Raw genomic sequence first — 12,649 nt, 5'->3', positions numbered from 1 at the left:
CAAAAGAGCAAAGTAACCGTCTTTCATTAAAAATTCATTAACTTTTTCATATCGATACAAATTAAATTAGCGAAATAACGTTGCCCTTCCCGGCGAGCTGAACTAAGCCTGGACAGGTGAAACTCATCATCCATATTTATTAATCATAGTTTTTTTAAAGCACGCGTATGGGGCAACCCCCATTACTGACAGGAGTACACCATGAGTAAGATAGGCATTAACGGGTTTGGGCGTATCGGCCGTCTGGTTCTGCGCCGTTTACTGGAAGTGTCCAGCAGTCACGAAGTGGTCGCGATTAACGATCTGACCTCGCCGAAAGTGCTGGCCTATTTATTGAAGTATGACTCGAACTACGGTCCGTTCCCGTGGAGCGTAGATTTCACCGATAATGCGCTGATTGTTAACGGTAAGACCATCAACGTGTATGCCGAAAAAGAAGCCAAAAACATTCCATGGACGGCGCAAGGTGCGGAGATCATTGTTGAATGTACCGGTTTCTACACCTCAACCGAAAAATCGCAAGCGCACCTTGATGCTGGCGCCAAAAAAGTACTCATTTCTGCGCCTGCCGGTGATATGAAAACGTTGGTCTTCAACGTCAACGATGACACCCTCAACGCCAGTGACAAAATTATCTCCGTCGCGTCATGTACCACCAACTGCCTGGCGCCGATGGCAAAAACCCTGAACGATGCTTTCGGTATTCAACTGGGTACGATGACCACCATCCACGCTTATACCGGCACGCAGTCACTGGTGGATGGTCCACGCGGCAAAGACCTGCGCGCATCGAGAGCCGCGGCTGAAAACATCATTCCGCACACCACGGGGGCGGCAAAAGCGATTGGTCTGGTGATTCCGGCGCTCAGCGGTAAACTGAAAGGCCACGCCCAACGCGTACCGACCAAAACCGGATCGGTCACCGAGTTAGTCTCTATTCTCAGTAAAAAAGTCACCGCCGATGAAGTCAATCAGGTGATGAAAAACGCGGCGAAGAACAACGAATCCTTTGGTTATACCGAAGATGAGATTGTCTCCTCCGATATTATCGGCAGCCACTTTGGTTCTGTCTTTGACGCCACCCAGACCGAAGTCAGTGAGGCAGGCGATCTGCAGCTGGTGAAAACGGTCTCTTGGTACGATAACGAATACGGATTTGTGACCCAACTCATTCGCGTGCTTGAGAAGTACGCCAAAATGTAATCACCTCGCGGGGGATGCCACTCCCCCGCTTTTCCGCCCAAAAATGGTCGTCCAATTTTCGGTTGTGAGTATTCATCGCCTCGCGGCACACTCCGCTTGCCCCCACAACCGGAGATCACCATGGATTTTACCGCACTGCATTATCAAGCCTCCCCACTGCTTCTTGCCAACGTTTGGGACGCGAGCAGCGCCCGCGCCGCCGCCCAGGCAGGTTATCAGGCACTTGGCACCTCAAGCGCGGCCATCGCGACTATGCTCGGATATGCGGATGGCGAAAGCCTTACCTTTGAAGAACTGTACTTTATGGTTTGCCGGATCCGTGCTGCCAGCACGTTGCCGCTGAACGTCGATATGGAGTCGGGCTACGCCGAGACGCCAGACGGCGTGGTCGAAAACCTGCTGCGATTGGCGGCACTCGGCGTCGTCGGTGTTAATTTGGAAGATAGCCGAGTGCGCAACGGTAAACGCGAGCTTGAAGATGCCGCGCTGTTTGCTAACCGCCTGCAAAGCATCCGCAAGGGACTCACCGCCCAGAGCTGCACATTATTTCTTAACATTCGCACCGACCCTTTTTTACTCGGACTTGCCAACGCCCGTGAAGAAACCTTAACTCGCACAATGCGTTATGCAGAACACGGCGCTGACGGTATTTTTGTGCCCTGTGTCACCCACCCTGATGACATCGCCGCTATTGTGAATCAAACTTCGCTGCCGCTAAATGTCATGGCTGTGCCCGTTCTGCCGGACTTTGCCCAGCTGGGCAAACTCGGCGTGCGACGCATTTCTATGGGCAATGCGCTACATTGCGCGATACAAAACAGGCTAAACGAACTACTGTTAACCCTTCGCCAACAGCAATCCTTTACAGGAGTTTTCGCCGATGAAAATCACCGATAGCGCCCAGTGTGATACGTGGTATCAGGCGCTACTTGAACGCGCTTCGGAATATACCGGCGTTTTCTTTGTCGGTGTCAAAACCACCGGGGTATTTTGCCTGTCCATTTGCCGGGCGCGTAAACCGAAGCGGGAAAACGTGGAGTTTTTTAATACTTTCAAATCGGCGCTGGACGCCGGTTTTCGCCCGTGCAAAGTGTGTCGTCCCACCGAAAATGCCTGTTCAGCGCCACCGTTCATCGAGCAGGCGCTAGCCCTGGTACGTCAAACGCCCAAAGCGCGGGTTAGCGATAGTCTGCTGCGCCACCATGGGATTAGCCCTGAACGGGTACGGCGCTGGTTCTTACAGCATCACGGCATGACCTTTCAGGCGTTTCAACGCATGCAGCGGGTTAACGTGGCATTGCAGGAGCTGAAAGCGGGACGCAGCGCTACCGACGTCGCTTTTGATAGCGGTTACGAGTCGCTTAGCGGTTTCGGCTATACCTGCAAAAAGCTGACCGGGCACTCCCCAGTTGAGCATCAGCAGACTATCCTAATTCACCGTTTTACCACCCCGCTTGGGCCAATGTTCGTTTGCGCTACCGAGCGCGGTGTATGTCTGCTGGAGTTTGTCGACCGAAGAATGCTGGAAACAGAATTTAGCGATCTGCAACGCTTGTTACGCGCCAGGATTATCGCCGGTACCAATTCGCATATTCGCCAAGCCGAGCAGGAAATTGGTGAGTACTTTGCCGGTCAACGCCGTGATTTTACCCTTGCGTTGGATACGCCGGGGAGCGATTTTCAGCGCAGCGTTTGGCAAGCGCTGGCCCAGCTTCCCAGTGGGCGCACCACCCATTATCAGGCACTGGCCGAATCGATGAATAAGCCCACCGCCGCCCGCGCCGTGGCCGCAGCAAACGGAGCCAACCGCATTGCCATTGTCATCCCCTGTCATCGTGTCATAGGCAAAGATGGCAGTATGACCGGCTACGGCGGCGGGGTGGCGCGCAAAGCTTGGCTGCTAGAACACGAGAAAATGTTCGCCATCCCGCAACGGGAAGCCGTTTTCGAACAGGAAGAATAACGCGGGCAGTCATGGGACAGGAATAACGGGAAAGCGTTTCGTATCGGCGGCCGGATGACGACGTTTGTCGCATCCGACCGCCCGGGATTTAACCTTGAGTCTGTAAATACACCATTTGAGTTTGCAGATATTCATTCAGGCCGTGCTTTCCATCTGCCCCGCCAATACCTGATTTACGCCAACCGGCATGGAAACCCTGCATCGCTTCAAAGTGCTCACGGTTAATATAGGTTTCGCCAAACTTCAGCCCGCGAACCGCTTTCATGGCCAGATTGAGATCGCGCGTATAAATAGATGAGGTCAAGCCATACTCGCTATCGTTAGCCATCGCGAGCGCGTCATCGAGAGTATCGAACATCACCACCGGCAGTACCGGCCCGAAGGTCTCTTCATGCATAATATCCATCTCCTGACGCACATCGAGTAGGAGCGTAGGCGGATAGAAATAACCCGTGCCCTCAACCGCTTTACCGCCCAGTGCCACGCGCGCCCCTTGCTTCACGGCTTTAGCAACCTTCTGCTCGACGCGTTCCAGCGCGGCGGCGTTAATCAGCGGCCCCATCGCAATATCGTTACGCTGCGATGGATCGCCAAATGCCACCGCTTTCATCGCCTCACCGAGCTTATTGATGAAACGGTCGTAAATACCTTTTTGCACATACAGACGCTCAGCGCAGTTACAGACCTGCCCGGTGTTGATGACTCGTGAGTCCACCACCGCTTTTACCGCCAGCTCAAGGTCGGCATCGTCCAGAACAATCGCTGGCGCTTTGCCGCCAAGTTCCAGACAGACTTTGGTGATATTTTTCGCCGCCGCCGCCATGATTTTCTCACCGGCCGCCACGCTGCCCGTCATGCTGACCATCGCCACTTTCGGGTTGCCCGCCAGCTCTTGACCTACGGTTTCACCGCGCCCCAGCACAAGGTTAAAGACCCCTTTCGGCAGGCCAATCTGATGCACAATCTCGGCGAACGCCACCGCGTTATTGGGCGTAAATTCGCTCGGTTTAATGACAATGGTATTGCCGGTGATAAGCGCAGGAGCAAGCTTACGGGCAATCAGGAAGAAGGGGAAGTTCCACGGCAAAATGCCGGTGGTCACGCCCAGCGCGCGTTTGAAGACAAAAATGTTTTCACCCGGACGGTCACTTTGCAGGATTTCGCCTTCATAGCGACGCGCCCATTCGGCCATGTATTCGATATAATCCGCAGTGAAACCGACTTCCACCTCCGCCAGCTGTTGAATTTTGCCACCTTCGGCCACAATCATCTGGCTGATTTCAGGCGCACGAGCGCGGATCCCTGCGGCAATTTTGCGCAACCATCCGGCGCGTTCAATAGCGGGCAGTGCCTCCCAGGCCGGTTGCGCGCGTTCCGCAGCATCGATTGCCAACCTAGCGTGCTCAGCGTCGCCATCAGGAATGCGGGAAAGACACGCTTGTGTCGCGGGATTGATAACGTCAATCCACTGATCTCCCTGCCAGTTAACGAACTGTCCATCAATATACATCGGATGTTGCACGGTTGCCGTCATGACCTGCTCCTGTTTGTATGATGTTTTAACAAGTGAAATTATTGTTAAATACATATACATTTCGGCAACTTTTCCCACTTAATCCGTCCGTTTCTGTGAGGCAACTCATAAACATAGATCAAGAGTTGAAACAGCATGCCAGAATTCGGTTGAGCCTTTGTTTATGGCCAAAAACGTATGATGGAGACAATTGTTTTTAATTTCCGGCTTTACTGAGTTTAATCATGCGCAGAACCCTCATTTCATCAGCATTTGCATCCGCCGCCGCGCTGGTTGCCCCCTGCAATGCGGGTGAAATCAACCTGTACTCTATCAATACGGGTTCCTTCGTTTATCACATGACCGATAATCACGGCCAATATAACGAAAAATTCAATAATGATTTCTTTTCGGTCGAACGGAAGTTTTCCGCTGATTCAAAATACAGTCTGCTCGTCGGGACAATGAAAAACAGCTTCGCCGATCGCTGTCTGACGCTGGGCGTGCGGCGGGATTGGTTCAACAGCCAGACGGGATGGACCTTTAAGGGGATTTACGCCTATACCGGCGAGTTCTTCTTTGATGCTTTCAGCCACTGCGGCGATGACGGTGCCTATCATACGGCGAAAAAAATCACCGGCGTCGGTTTCGCCCCTTATGTTTATCATGGCCTGCAATATAACTTTACCGACTATTTCGGCGTGGAGAGCGGCATTATTCTGCCTTCAATATTTGTCGTCAGCGTGCAGTGGAGCTTCCGTTAATACGGGCCGCTGACGGCGGCCCGTAGGTTTGAACTAACCGATATTGCGGCTCGCCAGTTCCGCTAATAGCTGCGGTTGTGCAGCCAAATGCTGCCAGGCGTCTTCTACGTCGCTTGGAATATCGACATGACTAATAAACCCTTTGCCCCGTGGACCGTAACCATGGGCATCATCTCGCAAACGCGGCAACTCACCGAGAATCAACGATAGATAGCGGGCAACCGGCCATACACCTGCTGCTGGCTGCTGCCAGGCCACGCCCTGCGGCGTATTTTCCAGTACCGGTATAAAGCCGGGGAAACTCACCCATTTCGGTGACGGTGTCACGTCTTGCCAGACCCGTGCAAAGGTCGCCATGGTGCGCCGCTGCATGGTGGGGTCCTGCACCAGCGTTGCACTTTGTGGATTGATGCCTTGCTGTTCCATCACTCGCCGGGTAAACCATGCGTTTTCACCGCAGTTGGTGGACTCATCCTCAACCACAATACGCTCGCGTGGAATGTGCCAGAACTGATGCGCAATTTCCGCCAGCAGCGTTGCTTCCGGTTCGCCGTTCACACTTATTTGCCGATAGCGCGGGTGCTGCGCCAGCGCTTGATAAAGAAATGAGGTTGAATGACCTACTCCGCCGCAGATAAGCAGCGTGCCGCCGCTGCGTTTTGCCAGTTCGCAGGCGGCATCGACCGTCGGCATCACGGCGTTTCCGGCCAGCACCACCAGCTGTGCGTCGGCGGTATCCGGTCGGCCGTCAACATCATCCTGCGCCAACCAGCGTCCCAGCCGATTTGCCGCCTCCAGTGAGGCTTGTGTTAAACATGACACGCTCATTGTCCTCGATACTCCTTTGTCTAGCTCCGGCAATTTGTAACAGAAATGAAATAACTAGAAACGTCTAAAAACAATGCGGTTGCACCTGAATTTTACACCACAAATTAGAACGATTTCAGAATTAACACCTAACATATCCCATTATTACAGTCATTTAAAATAGAAATAAGGTTCATTTTAACTCACAAACTTCAACGTCAGGCTTGCCAAAGATAACGCGCATATCTAAGTTGCTTAACAATCAAGCAACCTTTTTCACAATTAAGGTTGCACCATTTCACCTTTCAGGGTGACACCTGATTTTAACCCAACGTGGCGGGAGTGATTCTTCATGACAATACAAGAAAGCAGCACCACGATCCTGAAAAAAAATAAAAGGGTCCTGATTGCTAGCCTAACCGGTAGTTCCATTGAATGGTTTGACTATTTTCTGTACGGCACGGCCGCCGCATTGGTCTTCAACAAAATCTTTTTCCCAATGGTTGACCCGGTTATTGGCCTGATTCTCTCCTACCTCTCTTTCTCACTCACTTTCTTTATTCGTCCAATCGGCGGGGTAATTTTCGCCCATATTGGCGACCGCATTGGCCGCAAAAAAACCTTAGTTCTTACCCTTTCGCTGATGGGCAGTGCAACCGTCATGATTGGCCTGCTGCCAACCTACGACCAGATTGGCATCTGGGCACCGATTCTGCTGATTCTGATGCGTATTATTCAGGGCATCGGCATCGGCGGCGAATGGGGCGGCGCATTGCTGCTAGCCTATGAATACGCGCCAGAGAAGCGCAAAGGCTTCTTCGGCAGCATCCCGCAGGCGGGCGTCACCATCGGGATGCTGATGGCAACCTTTATCGTCTCGTTGATGACCCTGTTTAGCGAAGAACAGTTCCTCTCCTGGGGCTGGCGTATTCCGTTCCTGATGAGCGCCGTGCTGGTGCTGGTCGGTCTGTGGATCCGTAAAGATATCGATGAAACGCCAGAATTCAAGAAGGTGAAAGAGTCCGGCAAGGTCGCCAAAGCGCCGTTACGCGAAACCCTAACCCACCACTGGCGCGAAGTGATTATTGCCGCAGGCCTGAAGGTGGTGGAAACCGCGCCGTTCTATATTTTCTCTACCTTTGTGGTCAGCTATGCCACCACGACACTCACCTACCAAAAGTCGCAGGTGCTTGAAGCCGTGACTCTCGGTGCGCTGGTGTCGACCGTTATGATCCCGCTGATGGGCCTTCTGTCGGACAAAATTGGCCGTCAACGGATGTACGCCATCAGCGTTGTTCTGCTGGGCCTGTTTATCGTGCCGTGGTTCCTGTTGCTCAATACCGGTACTACCTGGGGCATTATGCTGGCGACGGTTATCACTTTCGGCATCCTGTGGTCACCGATTACCGCCGTGCTGGGGACTTTGTGTTCCGAGATTTTCAGCGCTAACGTACGCTATACGGGGATAACGCTAGGTTATCAAATTGGCGCAGCATTGGCGGGCGGCACCGCGCCGCTGATTGCTACCGGTTTGCTGGCGAAATATAACGGCAACTGGGTTCCTGTCGCTTGGTATCTGGGGATCACCGTGGCTATCTCGCTGACGGCGATTTTCTTTGCTAGCCGCCGTAAACGTCAGGATGTGGTCGTTAACGGCCAAGCCAGCCAGATCTAATCTTATGGCCCGGCGGCGCAGCGTGACGTCGGGCCTTTCGCTAACAGTCCCGTTCCCTTCAGATAACACTTATTTTTCATATTCACTTGAATTATGGTTTCCGCCGAACGTAAACTCATTAGAGCTCTAATGATTATGAATAATTCGCCATGGATAACCGTCAGCTAAATTTCTCCCATCTTCTCTATCTTACCGCCCATCACTGGCGACTGGCCGTCAATCGGCGACTTAAGGATCTTGGCATGAGCCAAGCCATGTGGGTTGCCGTCGCCTCGATTGCCAGCAACGAGCAGCCGCTTTCGCAAATCGAGCTGGCGCAAGCGCTTGGTGTCGAAAGCGCCACCGTAGTGCCCTTGATTAACAAGCTGGTCAATTTGGGGCTGGTTGAACGGGCGCTCACCGAGCGTGATAAGCGTAAACGTCTGCTGGTCGCCACCGAAAAAGGGATGGCGCTCTATCATCAGGTCAAAGCGGTGGCTGATGAGCTGCGAGAAGAGATTCTGACGGTCATTACCCCAGAAGAACAGGAACAAACCCGTGAAGTTCTGATGAAGCTACTGCGTGAAGTGGAGAAGAAATAATGTCCCCTCCACGCCGCGATCCTTACGCCCCGCACGACTGGGCGCCGCATGAAAAACCGGCCATTCTCGGTTCGCCGTCAACGCCAATTCACAGCATGCCAAAACGGGTTGCCTACGGCATCGTCGGCCTACTGGTGTGCCTGACCGGTGCACTGGGCAACGCGGTGGTCACCGCCAATCTGCAAAACCTGCAGGGTTCGTTCGCCGCCTGGTCGACGGAAATCGCCTGGCTGCCTGCGGTATACGTGATGACCAACGTGTCCATCAACCTGCTGCTGGTCAAATTTCGCCAGCAGTTTGGCCTGCGTGCGTTTACCGAAGGCTTTCTGGTGCTGTATGTGCTGGTGACCTTTTTCCACCTGTTCGTCAACGATCTCAACTCCGCGCTGATGGTACGCGCCGCGCACGGCATGGTGGCGGCGGCGCTCAGTTCGCTGGGCATTTACTACCAAGTTCAGGCATGGCCGGCAAAACACCGACTAAAGGCGCTAACCATCGGTATTACCGGTTCATCGCTGGCGATCCCCCTCGCCCGTCTGTTCTCCACCGAACTGCTGCAAATCGACGAATGGCGCGGCCTCTATTTCTTCGAATTAGGACTCGCGCTGGTGTCATTGGCCTGCGTCATTGCCCTAAAACTGCCGCCAAGCGACCGCAAAAAGGTGTTTGAGAAAAAAGACTTTATCACCTTTATTCTGCTGGCCCCCGGCATGGCGCTTATCTGCGCGGTGCTATCGCTGGGCCGTCTTGATTGGTGGTTCGAAGCGCCGTGGATCGGCTGGTCGCTGGCTGCCGCCACGGTGCTTATCATCAGCGCCATGATTTTTGAACATAATCGCAGCAACCCGCTGCTCAATACGCGCTGGCTCTCCAGTGGCAGTATTCTGCGGTTGGGATTGATCATGGTGCTAATTCGCATTGTGCTGGCAGAGCAAAATACCGGGGTTATCGGCTGGTTGCAGTTTGTCGGATTACAGAACGAACAAATGACCTCGCTGGCGTGGTCTATTTTTGCCGGTATCCTCTGTGGAATTATCGCCAGTTGCCTGACGCTAAATCCCGCGCGCCTATATTGGCCCACCGCCACGGCGCTGGCGCTTATCATGATTGCATCGCTGCTCGACAGCCAGTCCACCAGCCTCACCCGCCCAGACCAGCTAATGCTGAGCCAGTTCCTGTTGGGCTTTGGCAGCGCCTTTTTCCTCGCCCCAGCGATGCTGGCGGGTATCGGCGGCGTCATTGCCGACCAGCGCAATCTCGTGAGTTTCTCGGTGCTGTTTGGCATGAGCCAGAACCTCGGCGGCCTATTGGGTTCCGCTATCCTCGGCACCTTCCAGACCTGGCGTGAAAAATTCCACTCCAGTCAGTTAGCTGACCAGATAACGACCCTGAATCCGCTGATAAACGATCGCCTGCAACAGTATGCTCAGCAATATCAAAGTCAGATTGGCGACAGTACGTTGCTCAATGTGCAGGCCAGCGCCCTGCTCCAAACCGCGTCTACGCTCGAGGCCAATATTCTTGCCTACAATGACACCTTTATGCTGACAGCGGCCATCTCTGCCGCCACGCTGCTATGGGTATTCTGGCGATTGTTGAGACTGCGAATTACCGCTCATGTTGCGCTCAAACGCGCAACGGGCAGCAAATAATAACAAAAGAGATCTGGAGTCGTTATGAGTCAGCAGGATGCGGCCAAGCAACAGGCCAACACCCGCAATAATATCCGCGTGGTATCGATTTTTACCGCCGCTGCCATCGGTCTGGTGGGCGTATTGGTCATTCTGTACGCCTGGCAGCTGCCACCGTTTACCCGTCACAGCCAGTTTACGGATAACGCCTACGTGCGCGGGCAAACCACCTTTATTAGCCCGCAGGTCAGCGGTTATATCACCGGGGTGAATGTCCAAGACTTTAATCAGGTCAAAAAAGGACAGGTGCTGTTCCAGATTGACGATCGCATTTACCGGCAACGGGTTCATCAGGCGCAGGCGCAACTGGCGATGAAAGAAGCCGCGCTAAAAAATAATCTCCAGCAGCGTAAAAGCGCCGAGGCGGTGATTGCCCGTAACGAGGCGGCGCTAGAAAACGCCCGCGCGCAAAATCTGAAAACCCAGGCAGATTTAAAGCGCGTGCAGGATCTGACCGCCGACGGTTCATTATCGATTCGAGAGCGAGATTCTGCGCGTGCTAGCGCCGCTCAGGGCATCGCCGATATTGAACAGGCTAAGGCCACGCTTGAAATGTCGCGTCAGGATCTGCAAACCACGATTGTTAACCTTGATGCACTAAAGGCAGATGTCGCCAACGCGACCGCAGCGCTGGAGCTGGCGGAAATTGATCTTAACAATACGCAGATTATCGCCCCCACCGATGGCCAGATGGGACAAATTGCGGTGCGCCTCGGCGCTTACGTTACGGCGGGTACGCACCTCGCTCCACTGGTGCCGCCGCAGCATTGGGTTATCGCCAATTTGAAAGAGACCCAGTTAGCCACCGTGCGCGTCGGCCAGCCGGTGACCTTTAATGTCGATGCGCTAAATGGCGAAAAATTCCACGGCACCGTACAAAGCATTTCACCGGCGACCGGCGTGGAGTTCAGCGCCATTTCACCGGACAACGCCACCGGTAACTTTGTCAAAATTGCCCAGCGTATTCCGGTGCGGATTGCCGTTGATGAGGGGCAGCGCAACAGCCTGCGCCTGCGACCGGGGATGTCGGTGCAGGTGACCATTGATACCCGCGCGGAGACAACGCCATGATCCGCCCCGTCGCCATTGCCCTGGCGCTGATGCTAGCGGGCTGCCAATCGGCGGATATTCAGCGCGCCGAGCCTACGCTTGCCATCCCCACCGCTTGGCGCGCCGATATTGGCCCAACAAGCAGTGTTGAGGGGGTCTGGTGGCGCAATCTCCACGACAGCGAGCTCAATCAATATGTTGATCGGGCGCTTGAATATAACAGCGATGTGCTCATTGCCCGTGAGCGGGTTAATGAATATCAGGCCCGCGTATACGCCGCCGATGGCAGTCTCTTCCCGACGCTGGACGTGGGATTATCCGGCACCCGCGCCCGTTCGCAATCTGCCGCCACCGGCCTGCCAATTCACAGCACGGTGTATAAAGGCGGCCTGACCGCCAGCTATGATGTCGATCTGTGGGGGGCAAACCGCAGCGCTGCCGATGCAGCACAGGCTAGCCTCGAGTCGCAAAAAGCCGCTGCCGCCGCGGCAAATCTGACCGTTGCAACGTCAGTGGCGGTGGGTTACGTCACGCTGCTGTCGCTAGACCAGCAGCTGCGCGTCACCGAGCAGACGCTAAAATCCCGAGAAGATGCCTACAATCTGGCTAAACGCCAGTTCGAAACGGGCTACACCTCGCGACTGGAATTGATGCAGGCCGACTCGGAACTGCGTTCAACTCGTTCGCAGGTGCCGTTATTGCAGCATCAGATAGCCCAGCAGGAGAACGCGCTCTCCGTGCTGCTCGGTGCCAATCCTGGGGCGATAAAACGCAACGAATTTGACCGGCTCACGCCGCTCGCGCTGCCTTCACAGCTGCCATCAACGCTGCTCAACCGCCGCCCGGACGTGGTACAGGCGCAGCGACAACTGGTTGCCGCCGACGCGACCCTCGCCTCATCACAGGCAAAATTGCTGCCGTCAATTAATCTCACGGCCGCGGGAAGCTATCAGGACCGCACCTTGGCGGATCTGCTTGATAATCCACTGCGCTTATGGAGCGTCGGCGGCAGTATTCTCGCCCCGCTGCTCAATCGCCAAGCGCTCAACGCTCAGGCCGACGTGTCGATGGCGCAACGTAATCAGGCGCTTTATGGCTATGAAAAAACGGTTCGCAGCGCCTTTAGAGAGGTGAATGACAGTCTTGACGCTATCACCCGTTATGGTGAACAGTTAACCGCGCTTCAAGGGCAAGAAGAAGTAGCGCAGGAGACGCTACGGATTGCACAAAATCGCTATCGCAACGGCTACTCTTCTTATCTTGATGTGCTGGACGCTCAGCGCACGTTGTTCGCGACCCAAATCAGCGTCGTGCAGGTTAAAAACAACCTGCTGCTGGCGCAAATAGACCTTTACCGGGCGCTGGGAGGCGGCTGGTCTTCACTGTCAGGCTGACAAAATCA

At 54.3% G+C, this 12,649-nt stretch carries 11 protein-coding genes; 9 read left to right on the top strand and 2 right to left on the bottom strand.

Annotated elements, in window-relative coordinates:
* Window positions 1-201 precede the first annotated feature (201 nt).
* The 3 genes from gap (at window position 202) to AB4K05_RS15890 (ending at window position 3,166) form a co-directional block, all read left to right on the top strand.
* Window positions 202-1,203, top strand: a complete 1,002-nt coding sequence (gap, locus tag AB4K05_RS15900; RefSeq protein WP_368480893.1) for a type I glyceraldehyde-3-phosphate dehydrogenase — start codon at window positions 202-204, stop codon at window positions 1,201-1,203.
* A 120-nt stretch (window positions 1,204-1,323) separates the two neighbouring features.
* On the top strand, window positions 1,324-2,100 hold the full coding sequence (locus AB4K05_RS15895) for an isocitrate lyase/phosphoenolpyruvate mutase family protein (protein ID WP_368480892.1): 777 nt from the start codon (window positions 1,324-1,326) through the stop codon (window positions 2,098-2,100).
* A complete protein-coding gene (locus AB4K05_RS15890) occupies window positions 2,084-3,166 on the top strand; it encodes a bifunctional transcriptional activator/DNA repair enzyme AdaA (RefSeq protein WP_368480891.1) in 1,083 nt (360 codons plus the stop codon). Before AB4K05_RS15895 ends, AB4K05_RS15890 begins: the two co-directional genes overlap by 17 nt.
* An 88-nt stretch (window positions 3,167-3,254) precedes the next feature.
* On the opposite strand, the gene aldA is transcribed toward AB4K05_RS15890, so the two are convergent.
* On the bottom strand, window positions 3,255-4,700 hold the full coding sequence (aldA, locus tag AB4K05_RS15885; RefSeq protein WP_368480890.1) for an aldehyde dehydrogenase: 1,446 nt from the start codon (window positions 4,698-4,700) through the stop codon (window positions 3,255-3,257).
* A gap of 224 nt (window positions 4,701-4,924) precedes the next feature.
* Here aldA and AB4K05_RS15880 point away from each other — a divergent pair, with 224 nt between their 5' ends.
* A complete protein-coding gene (locus AB4K05_RS15880; RefSeq protein WP_368480889.1) occupies window positions 4,925-5,443 on the top strand; it encodes a hypothetical protein in 519 nt (172 codons plus the stop codon).
* 33 nt (window positions 5,444-5,476) lie between these two features.
* Here the strand turns inward: AB4K05_RS15880 and AB4K05_RS15875 are convergent, their stop codons facing one another.
* Window positions 5,477-6,271 (bottom strand): YdcF family protein, encoded by a 795-nt coding sequence (locus tag AB4K05_RS15875; RefSeq protein WP_368480888.1) that lies wholly within the window; start codon window positions 6,269-6,271, stop codon window positions 5,477-5,479.
* Window positions 6,272-6,602: 331 nt separating this feature from the next.
* On the opposite strand from AB4K05_RS15875, the gene AB4K05_RS15870 reads away from it, so the two are divergent.
* The 5 genes from AB4K05_RS15870 to AB4K05_RS15850 all read left to right on the top strand — a co-directional run bounded on the left by AB4K05_RS15870 (window position 6,603) and on the right by AB4K05_RS15850 (window position 12,641).
* On the top strand, window positions 6,603-7,925 hold the full coding sequence (locus tag AB4K05_RS15870; protein ID WP_368480887.1) for an MFS transporter: 1,323 nt from the start codon (window positions 6,603-6,605) through the stop codon (window positions 7,923-7,925).
* A 149-nt stretch (window positions 7,926-8,074) separates the two neighbouring features.
* Complete coding sequence (locus tag AB4K05_RS15865) at window positions 8,075-8,506, top strand: MarR family winged helix-turn-helix transcriptional regulator (RefSeq protein WP_368480886.1); 432 nt, start codon at window positions 8,075-8,077, stop codon at window positions 8,504-8,506.
* Window positions 8,506-10,158, top strand: a complete 1,653-nt coding sequence (locus tag AB4K05_RS15860) for an MFS transporter (protein WP_368480885.1) — start codon at window positions 8,506-8,508, stop codon at window positions 10,156-10,158. The genes AB4K05_RS15865 and AB4K05_RS15860 overlap by 1 nt, the downstream gene beginning before the upstream one ends.
* Window positions 10,159-10,182: 24 nt before the next feature.
* Entirely contained in the window at window positions 10,183-11,268 is a 1,086-nt protein-coding gene (locus AB4K05_RS15855; protein WP_368480884.1) for an HlyD family secretion protein, read from the top strand.
* Window positions 11,265-12,641 carry an efflux transporter outer membrane subunit gene (locus AB4K05_RS15850; protein WP_368480883.1) on the top strand — a complete coding sequence of 459 codons (1,377 nt, stop codon included), beginning with the start codon at window positions 11,265-11,267 and terminating at the stop codon, window positions 12,639-12,641. Before AB4K05_RS15855 ends, AB4K05_RS15850 begins: the two co-directional genes overlap by 4 nt.
* The last annotated feature ends 8 nt before the right edge of the window (window positions 12,642-12,649 follow it).

The organism is Kluyvera sp. STS39-E (assembly GCF_040932435.1).
Classification (GTDB): Bacteria; Pseudomonadota; Gammaproteobacteria; order Enterobacterales; family Enterobacteriaceae; genus Kluyvera.
Note: the sequence above shows the minus strand (reverse complement) of the source record. Positions and strands in the feature narration are given on the sequence as shown.

Coding starts and splice junctions, on each gene's coding strand:
- gap (WP_368480893.1), top strand. CDS start 202: ATGAGTAAGATAGGCATTAACGGGTTTGGGCGTATCGGCCGTCTGGTT.
- AB4K05_RS15895 (WP_368480892.1), top strand. CDS start 1,324: ATGGATTTTACCGCACTGCATTATCAAGCCTCCCCACTGCTTCTTGCC.
- AB4K05_RS15890 (WP_368480891.1), top strand. CDS start 2,084: ATGAAAATCACCGATAGCGCCCAGTGTGATACGTGGTATCAGGCGCTA.
- aldA (WP_368480890.1), bottom strand. CDS start 4,700: ATGACGGCAACCGTGCAACATCCGATGTATATTGATGGACAGTTCGTT.
- AB4K05_RS15880 (WP_368480889.1), top strand. CDS start 4,925: ATGCGCAGAACCCTCATTTCATCAGCATTTGCATCCGCCGCCGCGCTG.
- AB4K05_RS15875 (WP_368480888.1), bottom strand. CDS start 6,271: ATGAGCGTGTCATGTTTAACACAAGCCTCACTGGAGGCGGCAAATCGG.
- AB4K05_RS15870 (WP_368480887.1), top strand. CDS start 6,603: ATGACAATACAAGAAAGCAGCACCACGATCCTGAAAAAAAATAAAAGG.
- AB4K05_RS15865 (WP_368480886.1), top strand. CDS start 8,075: ATGGATAACCGTCAGCTAAATTTCTCCCATCTTCTCTATCTTACCGCC.
- AB4K05_RS15860 (WP_368480885.1), top strand. CDS start 8,506: ATGTCCCCTCCACGCCGCGATCCTTACGCCCCGCACGACTGGGCGCCG.
- AB4K05_RS15855 (WP_368480884.1), top strand. CDS start 10,183: ATGAGTCAGCAGGATGCGGCCAAGCAACAGGCCAACACCCGCAATAAT.
- AB4K05_RS15850 (WP_368480883.1), top strand. CDS start 11,265: ATGATCCGCCCCGTCGCCATTGCCCTGGCGCTGATGCTAGCGGGCTGC.